The organism is Cobetia crustatorum (assembly GCF_000591415.1).
GTDB lineage: Bacteria > Pseudomonadota > Gammaproteobacteria > Pseudomonadales > Halomonadaceae > Cobetia > Cobetia crustatorum.
In genome coordinates, this window is the sequence record NZ_JEMF01000007.1 from 1 (window position 1) to 25,897 (window position 25,897).

The window sequence follows — 25,897 nt, forward strand, 5'->3', positions numbered from 1 at the left end:
AGCCCTAGGGCTTCCCTTTTCAACAGTGAGCGCCGGCAATTGCCGCCACCCTCTGCGATACGATGGAACTCGTCCATCGCGATGAGACGTACCTATTCGTCCAACAGCGAGATGTCCTCCCTGACAGGCGTAGCACTCTCACGGTGCTACTGCCGGATGACGTCACGAACGGCTCCGAAAGCTCGTCACGACACCCTGTCGCCCTCCTTCATCATGCCCGATGAGAGAAGACCCACCGCTATCACTCCCTTGGTCATGTTCTGTCGACACTGCGACGTCAGGCTTCCTGTCTGACTCGCTCAGTCTAGTCCACTGACATTTCTTTAGCGTGTCAGCAATAAACGCATTATGTTGCGATTTATGCGCCTACCACCTCAATTCAAGCACGCAGTGCTGGAAAGGCGATGACTGAAGCAATATCGCGCTCTCCCAGTGCGAGCATGATCAGACGATCCATCCCCAGAGCAACACCACTGCTATCAGGCATACCGGCTGCCAATGCTGCCACCAGGCGCTGATCTTCCACCACATTCTCAAGCCCTTCACGCACTCGTGCAGCATTATCTGCTGCAAAGCGTGCCGCTTGCTCAGTGGCATCTGTCAACTCGTCGTAACCATTGGCCAGCTCGATTCCCGCCACATAGGCCTCAAACCGTGAAGCGACCCAATCACCCTGCGCATCCTGATGCTTGCGGGCTAGCGCCGCCTGCGCCGCCGGATACTCAGTAATCAGTTCGACCTTACCTTGCCCAAGCGTCGGCTCAACTACCAGACTCATCAATGCATCTAGACACGTTTCTCGTGACCACTCACTAGCCACCACCTCACACTCGCGTACGCAAGCAGCCTGCAACTCATTCAAAGGGGCTGTGAAAGGGTCAAGCGCTAGCTGCTGGAGAAATAATGCCCGATATGACGTACAGCTCGGCTTATCAGTTGAGCTACCGCCAGCAGGTAGTCGCGATGGCTGGCCGGTCAACGTAGCACCTAACGCCATCACACGACGGATCAGCTCACAAGTCTCCTCCATCAAACCCTCTAGACTCATCCCCGGCCGGTACCACTCCAGCATGCAAAATTCGGGATTGTGGCGACGGCTAACCTCTCCATCACGAAACGCCCGTGCGATCTGAAAGATCGATCCACTTCCTGCCGCCAGCAGACGCTTCATGTGGAATTCCGGCGAGGTCTGCAACCACATCTGCACACGTGCGCGCTCACCAGGTAACTGAGCCATCAGCGAGAGCGACGCCAGGCCCACGTCGGTGGAGCCCGCATGCCCAAGCACCGGTGTTTCGACCTCCAATACCTCGCGCTCGGCAAAGAAGGCGCGTACCTCAGCCATCAGACGAGCGCGCTGCGCCAATCGCTGCCGAGTGGCCGTCGGTGCCCAATCATCGAGTAGAGGCGTATCAGGGGAAGCATTAGGAGACATCGTAAACTCGTCTGGAAGGCGATCAACATTGATCAAGAACCACACACGATGATGCCCCGCACAAGGCGAGGCATCAGGGAGCAGGTCAGCACCATAGTCATACAAGAAACTCAGGCGCGAGACACGTACTCGGCGCTACGAGTGTCAATCTTGAGTACTTCACCCTGATTGATGAACAGCGGCACACGGACCATTGCGCCCGAAGACAGCGTCGCCGGCTTGGAGCCGCCGTTGGCGGTATCACCCTTGAGGCCAGGATCCGTCTCGATAACTTCGAGCTCGATGAAGTTCGGCGGTGTTACGGCAATCGCGTTGTCGTCCCACAGAGTGATGATGTAGGTCACCTGCTCCTTCAGCCACTTGGTGCTATCGCCCAATGCCTTGCCATCAACAGCATACTGTTCGAAAGTACCGTCAGTCTTCATGAAGTGCCACATCTCGCCGTCGGCGTAGAGATACTCCATCTCGGTATCCATCACGTCGGCTGCCTCAATGCTCTCGCCGGACTTGAAAGTACGCTCCCAGACACGGCCAGTCTTCAGGTTGCGCAACTTCACGCGATTGAAGGCCTGCCCCTTGCCTGGCTTGACCAGCTCATTATCGACGATGGCACAGGGATCATTATCCAGCATCACTTTCAGACCGGACTTGAATTCGTTGGTAGAATAGTTGGCCATCTTGCTCGCTCTCGACTCGTTAACGGGTCTTGCCCGCCATGAATTCCAGATTGCAGTCGCAATGGGCTGCAACCATGACTAGAAGTGATGTGCATGATAACCCGAACCCCTGCACCCTTGCATACCATCGCGCACGAGCAGCGTGAAAGCCCTGTTTCTGGGGCTTCCAAGCAACCTCCCACTGCACGCGGTGACTGGCGTGCTCAGCTGCGCGACTGCATTCGGACTCCACAAGCACTGCTGGAGCAGCTAGACCTACCCGCCACCCTGCTGCCCGGTATACGCGATGGTCACGCATTATTTTCCATTCGGGTGCCGCAGGCCTATGCCAGTCGCATACGTACAGACGATCCGAACGATCCTCTGCTGCGTCAGGTACTACCGCTGGACGCCGAAATGGATGTCGTGGACGGCTACGTCAATGATCCACTGGAAGAGGCTGACCATTCACCCCTGCCCGGCCTGATCCACAAGTACACCAACCGTGTGTTACTGATGGCGAGCGGTGGCTGTGCGATCAACTGTCGTTACTGCTTCCGCCGCCACTTCCCCTATGAGGATCATCAACCTAGTCGTGAACAGTGGCGCGATATCCTCGACTACCTGCGGGCTGACACACGCATTCATGAAGTCATTCTCTCCGGTGGCGACCCACTGGTCTCCACCGACAAACGCCTGAGCTGGTTGGTAGAAGCCCTTGGTGAGATCCCGCATCTCAAACGCTTACGTATCCATACCCGCTTGCCCGTCGTCATTCCCGATCGCATCAATGACGAGTTACTGGGCTGGCTGGGTGCGACACGATTGCAGAAGATCGTCGTGATCCATACCAACCATGCCAACGAACTGGATGACGATGTCGCAGCCGCCATGAGCCGCCTGGCGGCGATTGGTGTGACGTTGCTCAATCAAGGCGTCATCCTGCGCGGTATCAATGACACGGTCGCGACCCAGGCAGCTCTCGCTGAGCGGTTATTTGAATGCGGCGTGCTGCCCTACTACCTACACGCCTTTGACCCTGTACAGGGCGCAGCACATTTCACTGTCAGTGATACCGAGGCCTGTGCCTTGATGGAGGCGCTGCTGGAGCATCTACCCGGCTTCCTGATGCCACGCTTGGTACGTGAAATCCCCGGTCGAGGTTCGAAAACTCCGCTTGGCAGCGCCGCATCGCATGTTTCCGTCATCGCCAGCGTCTGATTCTCACGCCTTTCTCAGCATGTAAATATGAGCATGAGAATGCTACCGACAACAATTCACGGCGAGCGCGACAAAATTTGCTACTATCGCGGGCCAATTTCGCGACTATCGCGGGTCGATTTTCATCATCGGCATGCGTCCCGAGAGGCGTGGCCGAAGCCAAGGAGCCCATCACATGCCCCATCTCGTCATCGACTATGCCGACAGCCTGGCGCCGAGCCTCGACATGGATGCCATCATGGACGACCTACACAGAGCTGCCATGTCCAGTGGACTATTCAAGGAAACCGACATCAAGGTGCGTGCCGAAAGCTGGCGCCACTGGCGACTGGCAGGTAACCAGGCACCACTCTCTCACAAGCATGGCTTCGTCAATCTGCATTGCCATCAGCTGGAAGGTCGCAGTGAAGAAGACAAGTCACGTCTAGCTGACATCCTGATCGCGGCACTTACACCGCATTGCGAGGCTGCACGTGAGGTGAGCGTCGAGATTGTCGAGATCACGCGTGCTACCTACCGCAAGCACAAGGTCTGATAGGCATCGCGCTTCGGCTTCCCCTATCTCACTACCGTGTTAAGCCGAGTGGGTTTGTGCAACATTTTATATAGAACAACAGAAACGCCCCGCAGACATCTCCCTGCGGGGCGTTTCTGTTGCTCAACTTCTATTTTCAGCGATGGCCCTACCGTCGTCATGTAAAGGACAGACTCAGCTTCCCGTCATCGCCAGCGGAGCATGCATCAGGCTATTGAGCTGGTGAGCGTGATCAGCAGCTTCACGCCCCAATGAGGTCAGATAACCGCCATCAGGCAACGTGGTTAATCCCTTGGTATGCAGCCGTTCAGCGGCAGCTACCATGTCGGGGCTAGCATCGTGTCGAATCTTGAGTCCCTTGAGGGCGGCGTCTTGCGGAAACAGGCACAGTAGATGCAGTTCATCGTCATAGGGTGACGGCATGGACGGACTCCTGACGGCATGGCGTGTGTAGTGATACATCAGCAATAACGCAGTACTAGACAGCGATTGGCAATGATTGAAAGAGCTCAACAATAGCGACACACATTGCCTCTCTCGATTGCAGTCTAGCTCAAGGAATGACAAACGCTCTGCTGCTTTCGCCATATATACAGATCTTGAAATTACAGTGTGTATCGCCACAAAAAAACGCAGGGACAGATCAACTGTCCCTGCGTTTTAGCGTTCTGACGACAATAACGTGCGACTCAGTGCTCAAGATCCTGATGGTGATAGCCCATTAGATACAACACGGCATCCAGACCCAGCGTGGAAATCGATTGGCGTGCCTGCTCACGCACCAGCGGCTTGGCACGGAAGGCAATCCCCAGCCCCGCTTCGGCAAGCATCTTGAGGTCGTTGGCACCATCGCCGACAGCAATGGTCTGCTCCATGCGCAGGCCATGACGCGCAGCAATCTCACGCAGCAACAGCGCCTTGCGCTCAGCATCAACGATTGGCTCGCGCACCTCACCAGTCACCTTACCGTTTTCGATCACCAGCTCATTGGCATGGATCTCATCGAAGCCCAGCAGTTCCTGCAGATGGCGCGCGAAATAGGTGAAGCCACCGGACAGAATCGCGGTGCGATAACCCAGCACTTTCAAATTCGCCATTAGCCGCTCAACACCGTCCATCAGCGGCAGATTGGCAGCGATATCCGCCAACACGGCTTCATCCAGCCCCTTGAGCTTGCTCATGCGCTCACGGAAGCTTTCCTTGAAGTCCAGCTCACCGCGCATGGCACGCTCAGTGACGGCAGATACTTCTTCACCGACGCCGTGACGACGCGCTAGCTCATCGATCACTTCCGTCTGGATCAATGTCGAGTCCATATCGAAACAGATCAGGCGGCGATGACGGCGCCAGATATCATCCTCCTGGATCGCAATATCAACACCGTGTAGTGCGCCCAGCGCCAATGCCTTCTCACGCAGCGCAGCGATGTTGATCTCGCCTTCTGGCAACCGCAACCAACACTCAACACAGGCACCCTCTGCAGGCGACTCGCCATCCAATGGCTCACGCCCAGACAGGCGGTGCATGAGTTCAACAGTGATACCGAATTCAGCCGTCAAGCCACCCACTTCCGCCAGGATGCCTGCGGGTAGACGCGGCGCCAGCAGCGTCAAGATCCAACGCGGACGCTCTGCCTGATGACTCCAGCGCAGATATTCTTCGGCACCAATCTGCACTGCCTGCACGTCCAGCCCCAGTTGCTCGCCAGCAGCGGCAAGCGCTGCTTCAAGCTCGGACTCGGCACCCAGTGCGACGAGCGCTTCCAGTGATACCAGTCCGAAGGTCACACTCTGATTGATATCCAACAGGCGAGCGCCGCTTCGCGCCAGCGCTTGACCGAGCCCGGCCAGCTGGCCCGGACGCGCTACACCAGTAGCGCGAATCAATATGCGTTGTGTCATCGGAAAATCATTCCTGAGCAGAGGGTCATCAAGATCGTGATCATCAAAGTCATGCAAGGGCATTTCAGCAGCCATCCACCATGGACGACTGTCAGCCATCGACCGCCAGGCGGTCGACTTTCTGGAAGCCCTGGGGCAGCTTGCTACCACGGCGGCCACGTTCACCACGGTAGTAATCAAGATCGGCGCCCTTGAGCAACGTCTTGCGCTTACCAGCATGCACTACCAACGTTGCCCCTGCTGGCAGCACGACCAGGGAGCGCACGAACTCCTCACGGTTGGCGGCTCGCTCGCCCGGGATCGACAACATCTTGTTGCCCTTCCCCTTCGCCATCTCAGGGAGATCGGCTAGCGGGAAGACCAGCAAGCGCCCTTCATTGGAGACCACGGCCACTTCCAGCGCAACGCCTTGATCACTGAGCGGCAAGGCGACTGGCGGCAACACGGCACAGCCACGCGGGAGTGATAGCGCAGCCTTGCCCGACTTGCTCTTGCCGGTCAGCTGTTCAAGCGTCGTGACAAAACCATAGCCGCCGTCAGAAGCCAACAAGTAGCGCGCCGTCGGCTCATCCAGCAGCAGACCAATCATCGCGGCACCGGCCGCAGGATTCATGCGACCGGTAATCGGCTCGCCCTGCCCACGTGCACTCGGCAGATTATGGGCAGCCAGCGTATAGGCACGCCCGGTGTCATCCAGCAGTACCAGCGGCTGATTGGTCTTGCCGCGCGTCGCAAGATGGAAGCTATCACCGGACTTGTAAGACAGTCCTTCAGGGTCGATATCGTGGCCCTTGGCAGCCCGAATCCAGCCCTTGTCAGACAGCGCTACCGTGATCGGGTCAGCCCCCATCAACTCAACCTCAGACAAGGCACGTGCATCCTCGCGCTCCACCAGCGGTGAACGACGAGCATCACCGAAATCGATACCTGCCTGCTCAAGCTCGCCGTCAATCAGATCGGTCAGAGCGTCATCATTGCCCAGCAGGTGCTTGAGCGCCTTGCGCTCCCGATTGAGTTCATCCTGCTCACCTCTAAGTTTCATCTCCTCAAGGCGCGCCAGATGACGCAGGCGCAGCTCAAGAATCGCTTCAGCTTGACGCTCGGATAGCTTGAAGGTCTCGATCAAGCTGGCCTTCGGATCTTCCTCCTCACGGATGATGCGAATCACCTCATCGAGATTCAGATAGGCCACCAGCAAGCCTTCCAGCAGATGCAGACGGTCTTCGACCTTGGCCAAGCGGTGCTCAAGGCGACGTCGCACGGTAGCGCGCCGGAAGAGTAGCCATTCCGAGAGCATCTCGTGCAGCGCCATGACGCGCGGGCGCCCCTTGAGGTCGATGACGTTCATGTTGACGCGCGCATTCTTCTCGAGATCGGTCGTGGCGAACAGATGCGCCATCAGCCCCTCGATGTCGATACGATTGGAGCGCGGCTGAATCATCAGACGGGTCGGATTCTCGTGATCTGACTCATCACGCAAATCCGCCACCATCGGCAGTTTCTTGGCCTGCATCTGGGCAGCGATCTGCTCGATCACCTTGGCGCCAGACACTTGGTACGGCAACGAGGTGATGACGATGTCACCCTCCTCGATCACATAGCGAGCACGCATCTTCACGCTGCCACGACCGGTGCGATAAAGCTTGGCCAAGTCTGCGCGCGGCGTGATGATTTCCGCTTCGGTGGGGAAGTCTGGTGCCGGCAGGAAGTCCATCAGCTTATCGCTGTCAGCGTCCGGATGACGCAGCAGGTGACGTGTCGCCGCCACGATTTCGTGCACGTTATGCGGCGGGATATCCGTCGCCATGCCGACCGCAATACCAGTCGTGCCGTTGAGCAGCACATTGGGCAGGCGCGCCGGTAGCACCTTGGGCTCGTTCATGGTGCCATCGAAGTTGGGCACCCAGTCGACCGTTCCCTGAGAGAGCTCCGACAGCAGCACCTCGGAATATTTCGATAGCCGCGATTCGGTGTAACGCATGGCCGCGAAGGACTTGGGGTCATCCTGGCTACCCCAGTTGCCCTGCCCGTCGACTAGCGGATAGCGATAGCTGAACGGCTGTGCCATCAGCACCATGGCTTCGTAACAGGCACTATCACCATGCGGGTGAAATTTACCCAGTACATCGCCGACGGTACGCGCCGACTTCTTGTACTTGGCATTGGCCGTCAGTGACAGTTCGCGCATGGCATACACGATGCGGCGTTGCACCGGCTTCATACCATCGCCGACGTGCGGCAGTGCACGATCGAGAATCACGTACATCGAGTAGTCGAGGTACGCCTTTTCGGTGTAGTCACGCAGGGCCAGACGTTCGACGTCGCCCTCCGCTACCTGAATATCCATGCTCATGGGCGCTTGACCTTGATTACGAGCGTAAAACGGGGAAAGTCATGCGACTCTCCCGAAAAATGTCATCACGACAGCCAATAGGGTTCACGACACCGATCGCTCAGCGTCACACCTCAAGATCGGCCATGTTGCCGTAGGCTTCGATCCAACTCTTGCGATCGGCGGCACGCTTCTTGGCGAGCAGCATGTCGAGCATCTCGTGAGTGCCGTCATCCATGCTGCGTGTCAGCTGCACCAGACGGCGCGTATCTGGCGCCATGGTCGTCTCACGCAACTGCAGCGGGTTCATCTCACCCAGACCCTTGAAGCGCTGCACGTTAGGCGTACCACGCTTACCTTCCAGCTGCTTGAGGATGTGCGCCTTCTCGCTCTCATCCAGGGCGTAGTGCACTTCCTTGCCCAAATCGATGCGATACAGCGGCGGCATGGCGACGAAGACATGGCCCGCATCCACCAACGCCGGGAAGTGACGCACAAATAGCGCGCATAACAAGGTCGCGATATGCAGACCATCAGAATCAGCATCAGCGAGGATGCAGACCTTGTGATAACGCAGCTTGGAGAGATCTTCCGAGACCGGGTCCAGTCCGATAGCGACCGCAATATCATGAACTTCCTGTGAGGAGTAGATGTCGTGAGACTCCACCTCCCAGGTATTCAGGATCTTGCCGCGCAACGGCAGTATTGCCTGCGTTTCGCGGTTGCGGCCCTGCTTGGCACTCCCGCCAGCAGAGTCACCCTCGACCAGAAAAAGTTCACTGTCGGCGGGATCAGAACTCGCACAGTCAGAAAGCTTACCCGGCAGCGCTGGGCCCGAGGTAATCCTCTTGCGCGCAACTTTCTTGGCGCTCTTGAGGCGGCGCTGAGCAGCAGAGATCACCAGCTCAGCCAATGCCTCAGCCTGGTCAACATGGTGGTTGAGCCACAGCGAGAAGGCATCTTTGACCACGCCAGACACAAAGGCCGCCACGCTGCGCGAGGACAGTCGCTCCTTGGTCTGGCCGGCGAATTGTGGGTCGAGCATCTTCACCGACAACACGAAGGCGGCACGCTCCCACAGGTCATCGGCACTCAGCTTCACACCGCGAGGCAACAGACTGCGGTAGTCGCAGAATTCCTTCAATGCTTCCAGTAGGCCCGAACGCATGCCATTGACGTGCGTACCGCCCAGCGGCGTGGGAATCAGATTGACGTAGGGTTCCTGTACCAGCTCACCGCCTTCCGGCAACCACTGGATCGCCCAGTCAACGCCATGCTCATCGTCTTCGAAATGGCCAATGAACGGCGATTCCGGCAGACGCTCAAAGCCATCAGTCGCTCCCAGCAGATAGTCACGTAGACCATCCTCGTAATACCAGGTGGTCTCGTTGCCATCCGTCTCGGTCAACACGACCTTGAGCCCCGGGCACAACACCGCCTTGGCACGCATCAGATGACGCAAGCGTGCGATTGCAAGTCTAGGGCTGTCGAAGTAGCTATCATCGGGCCAGAAGCGAACCAAGGTGCCGGTGTTGCGCTTGCCGACGGTGCCAATGACGGCCAGCTCTTCGACCTTTTCACCTTTCTCGAACGCGATGCGCTGACGCTGGCCATCACGGCAGACCTCAACTTCCAGCCGCCTGGATAGCGCGTTGACTACCGACACACCGACCCCGTGCAAACCGCCAGAAAAGCGATAGCTGTCCTGTGAGAACTTGCCACCAGCATGAAGCTTGGTGAGGATCAGCTCGATGCCGGTGACCCCATGTTCAGGGTGAATATCGGTGGGCATGCCGCGACCATCATCTGCCACTTCGATGCCGCCGTTTTCCAACAGACGTACGCGCACTTCTTTCGCGTGGCCGGCCAACGCCTCATCGACGGAGTTATCGATGACTTCCTGAACCAGATGGTTGGGCCGAGACGTATCGGTATACATACCGGGCCGCTTGCGGACCGGTTCGAGGCCGGAGAGGACCTCGATGGAACTGGCGCTGTACTGACTCATCGCAGCCTTGTGTCCTTGGTGTTGACGTCCGATTCATCTCTCATTGTCAGCAAAGCCGATAGCTGAGAAATGAACCCGATTCCTGAAGAGTGTGATGTCGAGATACTGATTGGGCAGATGCACTAGCCGGCCCTCAGATCGGTGCGACATGCAGCGAGGCCGCGACATCCGGTGCCAGCCGATAACCACCGTGCGCCATGATGGCTGGCAGATACTCCGCCAGCTGCGCAAAGCCGTGATCACCGCCCGGGGTAATCACCAATCGGCACTCTTGATAGAGCCTTGCGGCATCGTTGACGTCCAATGTCTCATCGGCCGTGGCCAACAGCACCAATGTACGCTGTGGCGTCACAGGACCGGCCTCCAATGCTGTCAGACCCGGACCGAAATCCTCGGTGACCGTAAAGGTCACACCGGTATAAGGATTGGCATGTGTCGAACCAAGCCAGGCGCTGACCAATCGAGTGGGGCGTACTGCCGGGTTGATCAGCACACTGCGTGGCCCTTGTCGCAGCACGCTCTGCTGTGGGCCCGCTGGGCCGTCGAGGCGCGCTGCCTCACGCGCCACCAGCCAGGTAGCCAGAAAGCCTCCCATCGAGCTGCCGATCACCATGATGGCGTCATCGCAGACAGGATCAGCAGGGTCCAGCGCCAGCTGCACACACAGCTCATGATAAGCCGTATCAACGGCTGCCTGACCCGCTATGGGCTCTGGCGGAATATCCGGCATTACGCAGGGCAAGCCGAACTGCTCAGCTGCACGCTGCATCAACCTGGCCTTGGGAGAGCAATTGGCCGAGTTGAAGCCATGCAGGTAGAGCAAGCCCCTGACGGGTGCTGTACTCACGGGGGATTGGGGACTGGCCATCAGTACTCCCGACACCACGCGGGCTCAAGAGGCCTCTCCATGGAGATCACTCTTGGCCCACGTCATGCTGTCTAGTGTAAACGATTGATTCGCTTATAGGATAGCGAGAATACTGTATAAATCAACAGATACCGAGACTCTTCAATACAGCACTTCTCAACGTCGCGGATCTTGTCCCTGCGCCGTCCATATCGCCTCGATCAGTGCTCGACTAGAGGCATCGAGGCTCCCGAAGCCTTCGCCACTGGTCATGGTGGCTTCCGTCGCCGTGGCAATTTGCTTGCCGAGCTCCACGCCCCATTGGTCAAAGGGATTGATGTCCCAGATAGTGGCTTGCACGAAGACCTTCTGCTCATACAGTGCAATCAATGCGCCCAGCGTTTCCGGCGTCAATGTCTCGAGCAACAATGTCGTCGACGGCTGGTTACCACGATAACGCTTGTGATTCGGCTGTTCTTCGTCACCTGGAATGGCATCATCACCCAGCATCAATACGCGTGATTGAGCAAAGCAGTTGGCCAACGTCAGACGATGCTGCGCCTTGAGGTGCCCGCGAGTTTCAGCATCTTCGATGTGATCATAACGACACATCGGCGCGATGAAATCACATTCGACCGCCTGGGTCCCCTGATGCAGCAGCTGGTAGAAGGCGTGCTGAGCATTCGGCCCCAACTGCCCCCACAGCACTGGACAGGTGGAGTAATCGATCATTTCACCGTCATTGGTGACGGATTTTCCGTTGGATTCCATTTCCAGCTGCTCGAGATAGCTGGCGAAATATTCCAAGCGTCCGTCGTAGGGCAGAATGGAGTGGGCACGAATATCCAGGAAATTGTTGTTCCAGATACCGGCCAGCGCCAGCAATACCGGCAGATTGTCTTCCAGCGGTGCAGTACGGAAGTGCTCATCCAGCGTATGCGCACCGGCCAGCAAACGACGGAAATTATCCATGCCAACGTTCAGCGCGATAGGCAGGCCAATCGTCCCCCACAGCGAATAACGCCCACCGACCCAGTCCCAGAACAGCAGCTGGTGTTCCGGCGCGATGCCCCACTCGCTCATCTTCTCCGGCTTGGCGGAGGCGCCAATGAAGTGCTGACGATTGATCAGCGCTTCCAGACGTCCTTCAGGATCAAGGCGCGATCTCAGCCAGTCACGTGCGGTACGCGCGTTGGATAGCGTATCGATGGTGGAGAACGACTTGGAGGACAGCACGAACAGGGTCGTTTCAGGGCTGAGTGACTCCAGATAATCCGCCAGCTGGGAGCCATCCATGGTCGACGCGAAGTGCACACCGATCTCATGGATGCCCTTGGGACGACAATCATTGAGCGCACTGGAGACCATCAGCGGGCCGAGGTCCGAGCCACCCACACCGAGATTGACGACATCGGTGATCGGCTTGCCCGTGGCGCCGCGCCATTGGCCACTGTGAAAGGTCTCCACCATCTCGGCCAGATGCTCGAGGCTTTCGTGGATGGCCGGCACGACGTCCTCACCATCCACTTCCAGACTGGCGGAGCGTGGCAGGCGTAGTGCGGCATGCAGGGCCGGGCGGTCTTCCGAGCGATTGACATGCTCACCGGCCAGCAGACGCTTGATGCCCTGCTCGACACCCGTCTCGCGCGCCAGCTCCAGCAGCAGCTCAAGCGTCTTACCGGTGAGGCGCTGCTTCGAGAGATCCAGGCGCAGACCTGCCGCCGAACGCGTGAACATGGCCACCCGGTCGCGACCCTGCGCGGCATCATCCGCGAACAGGTCCTTCAGGTGCACGTCAGCCATCTGCTCTTCGTGATGGCGTGCAAGGGCCTGCCAGGCCTGGCTGTTGCGGCGGGCAGAACGTGCTGACGATGGAGTGGACATGGCCACCTCTCTCCTTGAAGTGTATCGACCGGCCCTGCATGGCCCGGCCTGAAATCGGTTGATGGAGGTATCATCGGTCTATCGCGACGGGTGCGTCACGCGCCTGAGTGCGTAGAATGGCGGGCCCAGCGGGGCGCTCAGCCCAGCCGCTCCACGGCCACTGGCATGTCGCCCAGGCCCATAGCCCGATGAAGCCTTGATCCATGAGTGATGCATCTTACCGTGACGCGATATTTACGACACCCCTTGACCGTGTTGCCAGCTTCTCCTTTGACGAACAGGTCGTCAGCTGCTTCCCGGACATGCTGCGCCGTTCGGTGCCGGGGTACGGTCAGATCATCGCCATGCTAGGCTGATGGCACGGGCTCATCTGCGCCCTGGCGCGCGTGTTTATGACCTGGGATGCTCACTGGGCGCTGCCAGCATGGCACTGGCCCGCGAGATGGCACCAGAGGATATCGAGATCGAGGCAATTGACCTCTCTGCGCCAATGGTCGAGCGTGCCAGTCGCGAGCTGGCCGAGGCCTTCCCCGAGCATCGCATCAACGTCAACCAGGCAGATATTCGCACTCTCGACTATCAGCCGGCCGGCATGATCGTGGTCAACTTCACGCTGCAGTTTCTGCCGCCAGAAGACCGTGACGCCGTGATCGACAAGCTTTACGCGACGCTGGAGCCCGGCGGCATGCTGATCCTCTCTGAGAAGATCATCAGCGATGATCCCGTCGAGAATGCCTGGCTGATCGAGCGTTACCACGATTTCAAACGCGCCAATGGCTACTCGGATCTCGAGATTTCGCAGAAGCGCGAGGCATTGGAGGATGTGATGAAGCCGGACAGCCTGAACACGCATCATGCCCGCCTGGCGCGCGCCGGCTTCGTACGTAGCCATACCTGGCTCCAGTATCTGAATTTCGCCTCGATGGTCGCTTTCAAAGCTGCTGATTGACTGTCACGCCCTGCATGGACCAGACCTGCCGCATGAGTATTTCCCCCTACGATCGTGATCTTTACCGCGCCTTCACTGAGCTTGCCTGCGAACCGGGCGCCATCGGCGACGGCTTTGCTCGCTGGCTGGGCGCCCTGCCCGTTCAGCTGACGGAAGGCCTGGATCGCAAACGTCACGCTGACCTCAAGGCCTGGCATGGGGCACTGGAGAAGCTGCCGACGCTACCCATCGAACGCGAGGTGCAGCTGGACGCCGACCGCGTGGGCGCTCGCTTCCCGACAGGCCTGAGCACGGGCCAGCAACGCCAGAGCGAGAATCTGCTACGCGCCATGATGCCGTGGCGCAAAGGCCCCTATCAGCTCGACGAGCTCCATATCGACACCGAATGGCGCTCCGACTGGAAGTGGCAGCGCCTTGCGCCGCATCTCTCGGACCTCACTCACCGTCGCGTGCTGGATGTCGGTGGCGGCAATGGTTACCACGGCTGGCGCATGGTCGGCGCTGGTGCCGCCTTCACTCTGGTGATCGATCCTTCGCCGCGCTTCTACTGCCAGTTCCATGCCGTGCGCCACTTCATCGGCGCGGATCACCCCCAGGGGCGCAACCTGCACTTCCTGCCAGTGGGCATCGAGGATGTGCCCGCGAAGATGACTGCCTTCGATACCGTCTTCTCGATGGGCGTGCTCTATCATCGCCCCTCGCCGATGGACCATCTCTTCCAGCTGCGTGATGCCCTGCGCCCCGGCGGAGAACTGGTGCTGGAAACCCTGGTGGTGGAAGGTGACGTGACGACGGTACTGATGCCCGGCGAGCGCTACGCCGCGATGCCCAACGTCTACTTCCTGCCGTCCTCTCAGGCGCTAGCTCACTGGTGTGAGCGCGCCGGTTTCAAGGACGTGCGCATCGTCGATGAAGCCATGACAACGCTGGATGAGCAACGCTCGACCGACTGGATGACCTATCACTCGCTGAGCGACTTCCTCGACCCTGACGACCCACGCCTGACCCGTGAAGGCCATCCTGCGCCGCGTCGTGCCGTACTGATTGCCACTCGCGCCTGATCCGGCGCGGGCATCATGCATAGTCAGTGCTATATCACGCCAAGGCGCCTAGCCTGACGATACAGATTTCCGCGATCGACCTTGAGGCGGCGTGCTGCCTCTGCCCAGTTGCCCTCACAGTCCTGCCATATCTGACGAATGTGCTCACGCTGAAATCCTTCAGTCGCATCGCGAAGACCGGCTTCTTGTGTGGGCACATACGCGGCACTCTGCCTCTTCTGGCATACGTCATCGCTGCCTGCCACCGCCTCCCCGCGCTTACCTTGCGCTCGCGAGGCTGAGCCTGCACTCTCTTCGCTGCCCACGCGCGCTGGCGATGCCGACGCGACCTCCAATGCCAACAGCTCCGGTGTGATCACCACCAGCTGCCGACCGTCGCGCGCGATTTGGGAGCTTGGGAGAGACGTGCATGCAGTGCGGCGCGACTCACGCAATGGTCCAGTTCACGTACATTCCCCGGCCATGGATACTCACAGAGTGCCCGCTCTGCCCCCGGTGTCAGACGCAAGTTGCCCAACCCGAGACGGGTGCGGTTGTGTTCAAGAAAGGTACCGGCCAACGCCAGCAGGTCGCCACGCCCGCGCTCGCGCAACGGCGGCACCTGCAGCGGGTAGACACTCAAACGATGATAGAGGTCTTCGCGAAAATGCCCAGCAGCGACTTCGGCCTCAAGGTCACGGTTGGTTGCCGCTACCACGCGCACATCTACCTTGACGACCCGATCACTACCCAGCGGCTGTAGCTCGCCCTCCTGTAGCACCCGCAGCAGCTTGGGCTGCAGTGATAGCGGTAGCTCCCCGATCTCATCGAGCAGCAAGGTGCCGCCATCGGCCATCACGAAGTGGCCACGATGGTCATGCGTCGCCCCTGAGAAGGCACCGCGGCGATGGCCGAACAATGCACTCTCGACCAGATCTGGTGACAATGTCGCGCAGTTGATACGCACCAGAGGCCTGGCCGCACGACGGGATGCGTCGTGCAGGCGCTGAACCACACCCTCCTTGCCTACACCCGTCTCGCCCTGAACCAGCACCGTCATGTCGGTATCGGCGACGGCCTCCAATTGAGCTTCCAATCGTGCCATCGCCGGTCCGCGTTGCGGACAGCTCATCAGTGTCACTGGTGACAACGCCTGTGGGCGTGGCACAAGCCCCTGCGTATGCGTGGCTTCACGCTCACGTACCAACATCAGGCAACGCAGTGGCAACGACAGCAACCCTCTCAATTCAGCGTACTCTGGCGTTTGGCTGAACGATGGCTCGCGCATTTCCAGAGGCTCTAGTGACTCCACCTGTGCCAGTGGCGCAAGAACACCGGGCGTCAGCGCATCGAAGGTCATCACGCCCAGCAGGATGTCACCATCACGCAGTGCGATACCGGCACAGTCGTGCACCAACAGATCATGCTGTGCATTGTCAGCCGTCTGATGCTCATGCGCTTCACCCAGCAGGCCATCAAAGGGATCAGGCAGGTCACAATCCGTTGCAAAACGATAGACACCTTTATGCCCAGCAATCGCTTTGAGGCGCGGATGCTCAGCCAGCGGAAAACGACGTCCTCGCACTTCGGCAGGCAACCCGAATATGGCGAGCGGCACCAATTCATCACGCTCGGGTAGATAGCGCATCAGCGTCGCCGCCTCACCAGGCACCTGATGCATGATTGCTGTCAGTAGACGTGACCATGGCAATGGCCGCTGCATCAGTTTATTGGCATCAGCCAGGTGCACGGCCAGCCAATCGGCCAACGCGGCAATAGGGTGATCGTACTCGGGGAAACGCTCATCAGGCATCAAAACCTCACATCACGCAGCAGCGTCAGGATATCTGGCAACGCGCCCAGCAATAACCAAGACAATGCCGGACGCATCAAAAATGATGTCATTATCACATCTATCGTGTAAAAAACACACAACTCGAATGCGTGTACTAAACACATCATCTCTAACCAAGCCGCGGCATCAGTACTGCCAATAGTTGGCACGCCATTTGCTGCATAAGAGTGCCTTTACGCCAGACTTCATCTCGGCTTCTCTCTACGACAAGGTACCGCCATGCTGACCATCGCCCAGGAAGACCTCATCGCCGCCACTGCTCCCGTGGTAGCTGAGCATCTCAATACTATCACCGCGCGTTTCTACCCGCTGATGTTCGAGCGTTATCCTGAGGTCAAGCCGCTATTCAACCAGACGCACCAATCCAGTGGTGGGCAAGCTCGCGCCCTGGCGGGTGCAGTACTGGCATATGTCGGTGCCCGTCATTCCCGCGAAGCAGTCGATCGCCTGCTCGCGCCAGTCATCAGCAAGCATGTGTCGCTCAACATTCTGCCGGAGCACTACCCCATCGTCGGTGAATGTCTGATGGCGGCTATCGGTGAAGTACTGGGTGACGCCGTGACGCCAGAAATCGCCGATGCCTGGGGCGCACTCTACGGTGAACTGGCGGACGTACTGATTGCTGCCGAGCAAGGCCGCTACGACAGCTTTGCCGCGACGCGTGGCGGTTGGCAAGGGTTGCGTCGTTTCCGCATCGCTCGCCTGCACGATGAAAGCAGCGAAATCCGCTCGCTGTATCTGGAACCTCTGGAGGGCCCGCTGTTCTCCTTCACGCCGGGCCAGTACATCGGCATGCGCCTGGTGACACCTAACGGCGCCATTCATCGCCACTACAGCCTGTCACATACGCCTAACGATGCGTTCTGCCGCATCTCGGTCAAACGCGAACCACATGGCCAATCAAGCAACTACCTGCATTCATTGACGGTCGGCGACGAAATTGATCTGCTGCCGCCGGGTGGTGAGCTAACGCTCGGCGACTACCAAGGCCCGGTATTGCTGCTGTCAGCGGGGGTTGGCCAGACGCCCATGTTGCCGCTACTGGACGCCGCACTGGCCGCTGGCCGTCAGATCATCTACCTGCACGCTGCGCGTAATCCTGACGTTCATGCCTTCGATGCCTCCCTGACAGCACTCGCTGCTCGACATCCTGACCAGCTGCACTATCAAGTGTGCTACGAGCAGGCTGACACTCTGCCAAGACACGCCCACCTGGGAGTGATCGAGCGTGACTGGCTGGCCAGACAGCTCGTAGACAACAATGTCAGCGCAGAAGCACTTGAAGCCTTCGTCATCGGCCCACATGGCTTCATGCAGGCCATGATCAAAACGCTGACGACTCTTGGCGTACCGGTCTCTCACTGCCATTACGAGCACTTCGGGCCGTCAATCACGATCACCGCTGAGCCTGCTATCGCCTGATACAAGCTCGCTTAGGTGGATAATCCTGAGCGAATGGTGACCAAAAACACCTCGATAAAAAGCCCCCATGACCTTACGGTCATGGGGGCTTTTTCTATCACCAGCTTCCTATCGTACAAGCCGTGTTGTTATTGCGTGTCCAGCGTTGTTGTTATCTCGTATCTCGCTTAACGAACCTTGCTCAATGAGCCCGGCCCAGCAACTCGCGAATATCGCGCGCTTCCCAGTGCGGGAAGTGCTTACGCACCAGCGCATTGAGATCAGACTCAAAAGCAGCCCAATCGGTCTGACGAGATGACTGCTGTCCTGCCGCACGGCCGACGCCACGAATCATGCCTGCGCCGACAGTGACATTGCTCAAACGGTCGATGATGATAAAGCTACCAGTACCCGGAATTGAACGGTAATCATCCACCGGCACGGACTGCGTCAGTTCAATCTGAACGCGACCGATGGCATTGAGCGCGAGACTCTCGCCAATGTGATGCTCAAGTGTATTGACGTCGTAGAGATAGTCGATGGCACTGACCTGGCCAGTCAGATCGCGTGTTGCCAGCTTGATATCGTACTGACGGCCCGCTTCCAGCGGCTTCTCATGCATCCAGACGACATCGGCTTCCAACGCATTGGCGATAGGCAATTCGGCATCTGCCGCAACCAGCCAGTCACCACGCGAGATATCAATCTCGTCATTCAAGGTCAGCGTAATGGCCTGGCCCGGATAGGCCGCGTCAAGATCTCCGTCGAATGTCACGATACGCTCGATGGTCGAAATCTTGCCTGACGGCAACACCTTGATGCTGTCACCGGGACGCGCCACACCTGCCGCCAACGTGCCACAGTAGCCACGAAAGTCGAGATTGGGCCGGTTGACGTACTGAACCGGGAAGCGCAGATCGCTGAGATTCTGGTCTTGCGTCAGCTCGACGGTTTCCAACACTTCCAGCAAGGAGGGGCCTGCCTGGCCATCGACGGTATACCAGTCCAGTGACGGGCTACGATTGACGACGTTGTCACCCTTGAGCGCAGACATCGGCACGAAGCGGATATCCGGTGCATTCAACTTGTCAGCAAATTCCTGATACTCAGCGACAATCTCGTCAAAGCGCGCCTCGGAGTACTCGACCAGGTCCATCTTGTTGACCGCGATCACCAGATGCTGGATACCCAGCAGGTCAGCGATGAAGCTGTGACGGCGCGTCTGGGTCTGCACACCGTAGCGAGCATCGATCAGGATGATCGCCAGGCTCGCGGAGGATGCACCCGTTGCCATGTTGCGGGTGTACTGCTCATGCCCCGGGGTGTCAGCGATGATGAACTTGCGCTTGTCGGTAGAGAAGAACCGGTAAGCCACATCGATGGTGATGCCCTGCTCACGCTCGGACTGCAGGCCATCGACCAACAGCGCCAGATCGACTTCGTCACCGGTGGTACCGCTGGCCTTGGAGGCTTGAGTAATGGAAGCGAGCTGATCTTCATAAATCAACTTGGAATCAAACAGCAAGCGCCCAATCAGGGTCGATTTGCCGTCATCGACACTGCCGCAGGTAATGAAACGCAGCAGATCCTTTTGCTCATGTTCTTGCAGATAGGCTTCGATATCCGCGGAAATCTTGTCTGACGCGTGGGACACAGTCTTCTCCTTGCCGCTATCATGCGCCTGATGAGATCGGCGAGCCTTCGCAATATAAGGCTACAAGCCTGCTCATCAGACGATATTCAATGAATTCAGAAAAACGAGTGTTGGCTTAGAAGTAGCCTTCGCGCTTCTTCTTCTCCATCGAGCCCGCCTGGTCGTGATCAATCGCACGCCCGGAGCGCTCACTGGTACGCGTCAGCAGCATTTCCTGGATGATTTCCGGCAGGGTCGCGGCAGTGGATTCCACGGCGCCGGTCAGCGGGTAGCAGCCCAGGGTACGGAAACGCACGGACTTCATTTCCGGCACTTCGCCTTCGGCCAGCGGCAGGCGGTCATCATCAACCATGATATCGAGACCATCGCGCTTCACGACTGGACGTACGGCGGAGTAGTACAGCGGCACGATCTTGATGGACTCAAGATAGATGTACTGCCAGATATCCAGCTCGGTCCAGTTGGAGAGGGGGAAGACACGAATCGACTCGCCCTTGTTGATCTTGGAGTTGTAGATATTCCACAGCTCCGGGCGCTGGTTCTTCGGGTCCCAGCGGTGGTACTGGTCACGGAAGGAGTAGACACGCTCCTTGGCACGCGACGCCTCTTCATCACGACGTGCGCCACCGAAGGCGGCATCGAAGCCGTACTTGTCGAGCGCCTGCTTGAGACCGGCAGTCTTCATGATGTCGGTGTACTTGGCGCTGCCGTGATCGAACGGATTGATGCCCGCCGCGACGCCTTCCTGATTGATGTGCTCGATCAGCTCCATGCCCACTTCCGCGGCCATCTCATCGCGGAACTTGATCATTTCCTGGAATTTCCAGGTGGTGTTGACGTGCATCAGCGGGAACGGCGGAACGCCCGGCGCAAAAGCCTTGCGTGCCAAGTGCAGCATCACCGCAGAGTCCTTGCCGATGGAATACAGCATGACCGGATTGGCGAACTCGGCCGCGACTTCGCGGATAATGTGGATGGACTCGGCCTCGAGCTGCTTGAGGTGGGTCTGACGTTCGGGGGTAAGCATCGCGTGCGGCAACCTCGTGAGCGCTGGGAGTCGCCCCGAAAGGCGGCCCGTGACAATCAGTGGGCGTGCCCGCAGGTCAGGTCGATCGAGCAGGTAGATCCAGCGCCTCACTCTCACAGACCGCCCACGGAACATGCTGAATACTGACACGGTAACCGCACGGCCTTGATAACGTCAAAGAATCAGAAACTATCTTTTAAGACCAAAAAGGCATATTTGAACCACCATCGCCTGCGCATGTCACCCCTGCGACGCGCAGCACGCTGCCGTTCACAAGTTGACACGCTCCACCCAGGTCTCGAGTCGCTCACTGTCGAGGTCCACGACTCTGAAGCCCGGGCGAGCCGCTTCGTCAACCACGAAGTCATGACTGAGGGGTGCAAACTGGTCCGAGGTGGAAGGCACGCCATAGACGGCCACATTGCCCTGCTCACTGGCAAATGCCTGGTGGATATGTCCACACAGCACAGCCTTGACCTGCGGATAAGCGCTCAATGTCTCCCAGAAGACATCACGGTCGGCCAGCCCCAACTCATCCATCCACGTCGATCCAATCGGCAGCGGATGATGATGCATGGCCAGCAGGATCGGCCGCGGGTCTTGTTCAAGCGACAATTCCAATGACAGCGCCAGCTCGGCCAGTTGATCACGCCCTAACTCACCACCGGCCTGGCCTGGAACACGCGAATCGAGGCACAGCAGGCGCCAGTCACCGAGGTCCAGCTCGGAGTGAAAGGGGCGCAGCTCCTGCATGAAATCAGGATGGTCGTGATTACCCGCAAACCAGAACCACGGACAACCGACGCTATCAAAGGCGCCAGCGGCTAACCGATAAGAGGCAGGGCTCTCATCCTGACTGACATCGCCGGTCACCAACAGAATGTCCGGGCGCAGGCTCGCAGCATGCGCTATCACTGACTCCAGCTGATGTAACGGAAAACCCAGTCGTGAACGCGCTTCAGGATTAGCGCGCAGGTGGCAGTCACTTATCTGTATCAGTCGCATCAGTCTCTCGAGCAGACGGGGCAGGAGGTGTAGGAACACCAGCACAGCAAAGCCATCGCGGCGTTGTCATGGCAAGGGGATCAGTAACCAACCAGTTTAGCAACACGGCTCAACAAGCATCAGGGCAACTCGGGGACATCAGCCTGCCCGAAGGCTTGCACGTGAGTCAGCCACTCTCCCAGAAAGCGATTGAGCTGAAGCTTCTCATCCGGCTGATGCATGCGTGGATTAGGATAGCGATTACGTCCTTCGAAATGACGCTGACGCTGAAAGTCAGTGACTTCCGCCATGCGGACATCGTGATAGAGATGCACACTCATGCGAGGTGAATCGATGATGTGATCGAGTACGCCCGTCTGGGCTACCGTCACCATGGTGGTGTAAGGCGCGCACTCGACGACTTCCAACAGCAAGGTGCCGAAATCGCCTTGGCTGCCAGATAACGGAAAGGCAAAGCTGTCACCGGCCTCAACCTTACCGAGGATACGTGTAAGGCGTAGATAGTTGGACCCGCACTCAGCATGGAGTGCTTTAAGGTCAGCCACATAGGCTTTCTTGACCTGCATGGGCGAGCTCCTTGCGAACCTGTTGTCTTCTGCCACGGTAATGGTTCGTGGCAGGAGAAGATATGGAGTGAAGTGCACTGTCTTGAGGTCAACCTTTTCAACTTCAAGCCTCGAACCTACGCCTTGTGCACCTGCCCTCTTTACTCAGGCGCCTCAAAGATGAAGCCTCTCTCGAGATGAAGCCAAGGATAGCAGCTCTTCTGGCGTCGGCCAGATTCACAGCGTGAGCCAGCAGGGCTTGCCAGACGCCGATCAAGTGGTGTGGCTCAGTCAGCACAGCTCAAGCTTTCATCACGCGAAGAGAGGCGCGCTCTTTCAGCAACCACTGCATTGCCATGATGGCCATGGCATTACCGAGGCGGCCCTGTTCCAGTAGATCCACCGCTGCCTGAAAGTCGAGGACGTGAACACGGATGTCCTCATTCTCTTCAGCCAACCCATGCACACCGCCCACCCCACTGCTGTCACACAGCCCGATGAACAGGGTGACTTGTTCAGTACAGGCACCTGGGCTGGGATAATAACGATACAGCTCAATCAGCTCTGAGAGCTCGCATCCAGCCTCTTCGTCTGCTTCGCGGCGCGCCACTTCGGCAGCGCTCTCGTCTTTATCTACCAAACCGGCAATCGGCTCCAAACTCCAGGGAGTCCGCTCATCGTCGAGCATGCCTGCACGTATCTGCTCGACGAACACCACGCGATCATGCACGGGGTCGTAGGGCAATACACCGACGGCATCATGGCGTACGTGCACTTCGCGATTGATGACATCACTCCAGCCACCATTGAAGCGCCTATGACGCAACTGACGTTGCTCAAGTCGGAAGAAACCTTCCTGCAGTACTTTGGTTTCGACATTTTCGACATCCGCATGCGCGAATACCTGTTCACCTGCCACGTGCTCTTGCCTATCGCTCATGCATCCTCCTTGGCTGAAGCGCCATTATCCCGACCACTGACAGCGCTGACCAGCCCGCACCTCGACGTCAGAGACTCACCTCACATCTTGCCAATACGACGCTGCCCGGGCGGAAAGTCCGCTCGGGCAGCAAGAAAGTCTACATGTTCGTGGCTGTTGTGAAGATTATTTCAGTCGCGTGATCAACGCCTGTATTTCCTTCTTTAGCTCTTGATCTGCCAGCTCGCGATTAGGGCGCGCCGGACCATTGAGCGCCTTTTGAGCGTACTCGAGCGCCTTGGCATCCTCGCCTTCGGACGCGAGATAGTCCGCATAATAGAAGTTGGTATCCATGCCATCTGGACTGATCTCAAGCCCCTTGCGCAGCACCTCACCAGCCTTTTCATCATCACCAAAGCCGACCGGCCACCCCGGCGCCTTGTCATAGAGCGCCCCAAGCGTCACATAAGCCGAAGCATTATCACCGCGCGGATCAAGCGTGATGGCCTGTTCAAGCGTGGCTTTTGCTTCCTTGGCAAGATCTAGCGCACCCAGGCCGCCTCGCGCTTTGGCCCAAGAGGCCAAGATTATGCCCTCCCAAGTCAATACATGGGCGTTGCCTGGGTACTGGTCCGCCAACGCTCTGGCCTCCTTGCCGAGCCCTTCCATGCCCTTTTCCTGCGCATCGCCGGTAGACTGATAGTTGATCTGAGCCCAACGCTTCATGAGCGGAAAAACAGCATCATCACCCTCTGCAGCATAGGCACCAGTCATACCGACCAGCGTAATACTCAGCGCCATACTTCCGGATATCAGCAGATGACTCAGATGACGTGTGGCACGACGTGAACCTGATTGAGATGACAGCATGGACAGCTCCCTAGCATTCGTTATTGTTAGTGGAATTGCATGGCAAGCACATGGCATGTGAGATAGCTTCTTCGACAGGCATGTCAAAACTGTAACGAACGTTTGAATTAGTTGCCAATACTCCTTGGTCGCAAACCTCAACGCAGACCGGACCATCGCATAAACTCTGGAGAGGCTCATGCAAGGCCGCAACATGACGCGTTGGCGCGATCCCAAGACTGACCCGCGCCAGGAAAAGAAGAGCAACGTGATCACCCCGCAAGGCTACGCGCACATGAAAGGCCTTATCGATCATCTGCGTCGCGTGAGACGACCGGAACTCTCACGTAAGACAGGTGAAGCTGCCGCCATGGGCGATCGTAGTGAGAACGCGGACTATACGTACAACAAGAAAGCGCTCAATCAGACGATCGCGCGTATCGCTTATCTGGAAAAACGCCTCGATAAGTTGACGGTAGTGGATCGCCTACCGGCAGATCAGGACAAGGTGTATTTCGCGGCGTTCGTGACACTGGAGGATGCACAAGGAGAAGAAATGGAGATTCGTATCGTCGGCCCCGATGAGACCGACAATCCTCGCCGCTGGATCAGCGTCGATGCCCCCCTTGCCAAGGCATTGCTGGGCAAGGGGCTGGATGATGAAGTGAGCGTGACAGCGCCGGGCGGAAAGACGATCTATATCGTCACGGCTATCCGCTATCAATCATCGGAGGAGTGACCAACTCTAGAGTGATACGAGTATCAGCGCGCCTTGCGGGCACGATAGACCTTGAACTGCCGCGTATCAGCGAGCACTTCAAATTCACCGAAAGCGGCCTGAAGCAGGTCCGGGTACGGCAGGAAGGCATTGGCGACCAGCGTCAGCGTTCCGCCGGGCATCAGGTGATCCGACGCCTGACGAATCAGCCGTGCGGCAGGTCCATAGTCGATATCGCGCTCATGATGAAATGGCGGATTGGCGACGATCGCCTCAAAACGCTCTCCTTCAAAGGCCGAGAAGACATCGCTGAGGCGCACGTCTCCCTCGAGGCCATTGAGCGCCAGGCTGCGCTGAGTGGCCTCCACCGCAAAGGCACTCACGTCACCTGCCATCACACGAGCACCATGCTTGGCTAGCCAGCAGCTGATGACGCCGTCGCCAGCGCCGATATCCAGCGCACGCTTGTAACCACGCGTCGGCAGGCTACCCAGTAGAAGCGCAGTGCCCGGATCCAGCTTGGCATTGCCATAAAGACCGGGATGGCTAGTCAGGCGCATATCCAAGGCTTCAAACTCGCCCCAGCCCTCTGTCCACTGCCCTTCGACGGCGAGAGGTGAGTCTGCGCTCGCCGCCAGATCAGGAGTGAGCTCACGAGTCGTGGACGACCACAGCTGACAGCGCCGCGCCGTATCATCCTTGCGTGCCACCATGCCGAGCGCCTTGAGAATGCGCTCGGCGCGCTTGATGCCACCATTGACCTCCCCCACGACCTTGATCGGCGTACCCGCGGGTAGCACATGACACAGTGCCACCAGCCACCACTCACCCAACGCATGTGCCTTGGGCCAGAACAACAAAGCACCGGCGGCGTGTGCAATGGCGTCATCTGCACGCGCCTCTGCAAAAGCGACAGCATGGCTTACCCGATGCTCAGCATCGCGTGCGGCGTTGAGGATACCGGTATCGTGCCCCCATACACGGCGTTGACGATCAGCCGCCAACCACCAGTCATCACGAGGGGGCGCGACCCACAGCCAATCACGAAAGTCGCTATCCTGGCGTTCAAGCAACTGGCAGGCGGGGGTTTGGGCGGTCATGGTGACTCCAGCGGGG

At 58.3% G+C, this 25,897-nt stretch carries 22 protein-coding genes and 1 pseudogene; 6 read left to right on the top strand and 17 right to left on the bottom strand.

What is annotated here, in order from left to right; translation table 11 throughout:
- Nucleotides 1-379 precede the first annotated feature (379 nt).
- Nucleotides 380-1,435 (bottom strand): EF-P lysine aminoacylase EpmA, encoded by a 1,056-nt coding sequence (gene epmA, locus BF12_RS0101250; protein ID WP_051510645.1) that lies wholly within the window; start codon nt 1,433-1,435, stop codon nt 380-382.
- Nucleotides 1,436-1,545: 110 nt separating this feature from the next.
- Nucleotides 1,546-2,112 carry an elongation factor P gene (efp, locus tag BF12_RS0101255; RefSeq protein ID WP_024950680.1) on the bottom strand — a complete coding sequence of 189 codons (567 nt, stop codon included), beginning with the start codon at nt 2,110-2,112 and terminating at the stop codon, nt 1,546-1,548.
- Between the two features lie 93 nt (nt 2,113-2,205).
- On the opposite strand from efp, the gene epmB reads away from it, so the two are divergent.
- Together epmB and BF12_RS0101265 are read left to right on the top strand one after the other, a co-directional pair.
- Entirely contained in the window at nt 2,206-3,312 is a 1,107-nt protein-coding gene (gene epmB, locus BF12_RS0101260) for an EF-P beta-lysylation protein EpmB (RefSeq protein WP_024950681.1), read from the top strand.
- A gap of 175 nt (nt 3,313-3,487) precedes the next feature.
- Entirely contained in the window at nt 3,488-3,847 is a 360-nt protein-coding gene (locus tag BF12_RS0101265; protein WP_024950682.1) for a 5-carboxymethyl-2-hydroxymuconate Delta-isomerase, read from the top strand.
- A 174-nt stretch (nt 3,848-4,021) separates the two neighbouring features.
- Here BF12_RS0101265 and BF12_RS0101270 read toward each other — a convergent pair whose 3' ends face one another.
- From BF12_RS0101270 to pgi, 6 genes are all read right to left on the bottom strand, one after another.
- A complete protein-coding gene (locus BF12_RS0101270; RefSeq protein ID WP_024950683.1) occupies nt 4,022-4,270 on the bottom strand; it encodes a TIGR02647 family protein in 249 nt (82 codons plus the stop codon).
- 266 nt (nt 4,271-4,536) lie between these two features.
- Nucleotides 4,537-5,748 carry a phosphoserine phosphatase SerB gene (serB, locus tag BF12_RS0101275; protein WP_024950684.1) on the bottom strand — a complete coding sequence of 404 codons (1,212 nt, stop codon included), beginning with the start codon at nt 5,746-5,748 and terminating at the stop codon, nt 4,537-4,539.
- Between the two features lie 91 nt (nt 5,749-5,839).
- Nucleotides 5,840-8,101, bottom strand: coding sequence for a DNA topoisomerase IV subunit A (gene parC / locus BF12_RS0101280; RefSeq protein WP_024950685.1), 2,262 nt, complete (start codon nt 8,099-8,101; stop codon nt 5,840-5,842).
- 106 nt (nt 8,102-8,207) lie between these two features.
- Entirely contained in the window at nt 8,208-10,088 is a 1,881-nt protein-coding gene (gene parE / locus BF12_RS0101285) for a DNA topoisomerase IV subunit B (protein WP_024950686.1), read from the bottom strand.
- A gap of 133 nt (nt 10,089-10,221) precedes the next feature.
- Nucleotides 10,222-10,956, bottom strand: a complete 735-nt coding sequence (locus BF12_RS0101290; RefSeq protein WP_024950687.1) for a YqiA/YcfP family alpha/beta fold hydrolase — start codon at nt 10,954-10,956, stop codon at nt 10,222-10,224.
- A gap of 156 nt (nt 10,957-11,112) precedes the next feature.
- A complete protein-coding gene (gene pgi, locus BF12_RS0101295) occupies nt 11,113-12,819 on the bottom strand; it encodes a glucose-6-phosphate isomerase (protein WP_024950688.1) in 1,707 nt (568 codons plus the stop codon).
- A gap of 203 nt (nt 12,820-13,022) precedes the next feature.
- On the opposite strand from pgi, the pseudogene cmoA reads away from it, so the two are divergent.
- Nucleotides 13,023-13,768 (top strand): annotated as a pseudogene (gene cmoA, locus BF12_RS18125) (carboxy-S-adenosyl-L-methionine synthase CmoA).
- A gap of 32 nt (nt 13,769-13,800) precedes the next feature.
- A complete protein-coding gene (gene cmoB / locus BF12_RS0101305; protein ID WP_024950689.1) occupies nt 13,801-14,829 on the top strand; it encodes a tRNA 5-methoxyuridine(34)/uridine 5-oxyacetic acid(34) synthase CmoB in 1,029 nt (342 codons plus the stop codon).
- Nucleotides 14,830-14,858: 29 nt separating this feature from the next.
- Here the strand turns inward: cmoB and BF12_RS18130 are convergent, their stop codons facing one another.
- Together BF12_RS18130 and norR are read right to left on the bottom strand one after the other, a co-directional pair.
- Entirely contained in the window at nt 14,859-15,188 is a 330-nt protein-coding gene (locus tag BF12_RS18130) for a hypothetical protein (RefSeq protein ID WP_035158523.1), read from the bottom strand.
- Nucleotides 15,185-16,621 carry a nitric oxide reductase transcriptional regulator NorR gene (norR, locus tag BF12_RS18135; protein ID WP_051510641.1) on the bottom strand — a complete coding sequence of 479 codons (1,437 nt, stop codon included), beginning with the start codon at nt 16,619-16,621 and terminating at the stop codon, nt 15,185-15,187. The genes BF12_RS18130 and norR overlap by 4 nt, the downstream gene beginning before the upstream one ends.
- 261 nt (nt 16,622-16,882) lie before the next feature.
- On the opposite strand from norR, the gene BF12_RS0101315 reads away from it, so the two are divergent.
- On the top strand, nt 16,883-18,085 hold the full coding sequence (locus BF12_RS0101315) for a globin domain-containing protein (RefSeq protein WP_024950690.1): 1,203 nt from the start codon (nt 16,883-16,885) through the stop codon (nt 18,083-18,085).
- Between the two features lie 181 nt (nt 18,086-18,266).
- Here the strand turns inward: BF12_RS0101315 and cysN are convergent, their stop codons facing one another.
- From cysN to BF12_RS0101345, 6 genes are all read right to left on the bottom strand, one after another.
- Nucleotides 18,267-19,718, bottom strand: coding sequence for a sulfate adenylyltransferase subunit CysN (gene cysN / locus BF12_RS0101320; protein WP_024950691.1), 1,452 nt, complete (start codon nt 19,716-19,718; stop codon nt 18,267-18,269).
- Between the two features lie 115 nt (nt 19,719-19,833).
- On the bottom strand, nt 19,834-20,745 hold the full coding sequence (gene cysD, locus BF12_RS0101325) for a sulfate adenylyltransferase subunit CysD (protein ID WP_024950692.1): 912 nt from the start codon (nt 20,743-20,745) through the stop codon (nt 19,834-19,836).
- A 270-nt stretch (nt 20,746-21,015) separates the two neighbouring features.
- Nucleotides 21,016-21,750, bottom strand: a complete 735-nt coding sequence (locus tag BF12_RS0101330) for a metallophosphoesterase family protein (protein WP_024950693.1) — start codon at nt 21,748-21,750, stop codon at nt 21,016-21,018.
- A gap of 119 nt (nt 21,751-21,869) precedes the next feature.
- Nucleotides 21,870-22,316, bottom strand: coding sequence for a DUF1249 domain-containing protein (locus tag BF12_RS0101335; RefSeq protein ID WP_024950694.1), 447 nt, complete (start codon nt 22,314-22,316; stop codon nt 21,870-21,872).
- A gap of 280 nt (nt 22,317-22,596) precedes the next feature.
- Nucleotides 22,597-23,235, bottom strand: a complete 639-nt coding sequence (locus BF12_RS0101340; protein WP_024950695.1) for an NUDIX domain-containing protein — start codon at nt 23,233-23,235, stop codon at nt 22,597-22,599.
- A gap of 165 nt (nt 23,236-23,400) precedes the next feature.
- A complete protein-coding gene (locus BF12_RS0101345) occupies nt 23,401-24,084 on the bottom strand; it encodes a tetratricopeptide repeat protein (protein WP_024950696.1) in 684 nt (227 codons plus the stop codon).
- A gap of 178 nt (nt 24,085-24,262) precedes the next feature.
- Between BF12_RS0101345 and BF12_RS0101350 the strand changes: the two genes are divergently transcribed.
- Nucleotides 24,263-24,802, top strand: a complete 540-nt coding sequence (locus BF12_RS0101350; RefSeq protein ID WP_084487911.1) for a GreA/GreB family elongation factor — start codon at nt 24,263-24,265, stop codon at nt 24,800-24,802.
- A gap of 23 nt (nt 24,803-24,825) precedes the next feature.
- Here the strand turns inward: BF12_RS0101350 and BF12_RS0101355 are convergent, their stop codons facing one another.
- Nucleotides 24,826-25,881 (bottom strand): methyltransferase, encoded by a 1,056-nt coding sequence (locus BF12_RS0101355; RefSeq protein ID WP_024950698.1) that lies wholly within the window; start codon nt 25,879-25,881, stop codon nt 24,826-24,828.
- Between the last annotated feature and the right edge of the window lie 16 nt (nt 25,882-25,897).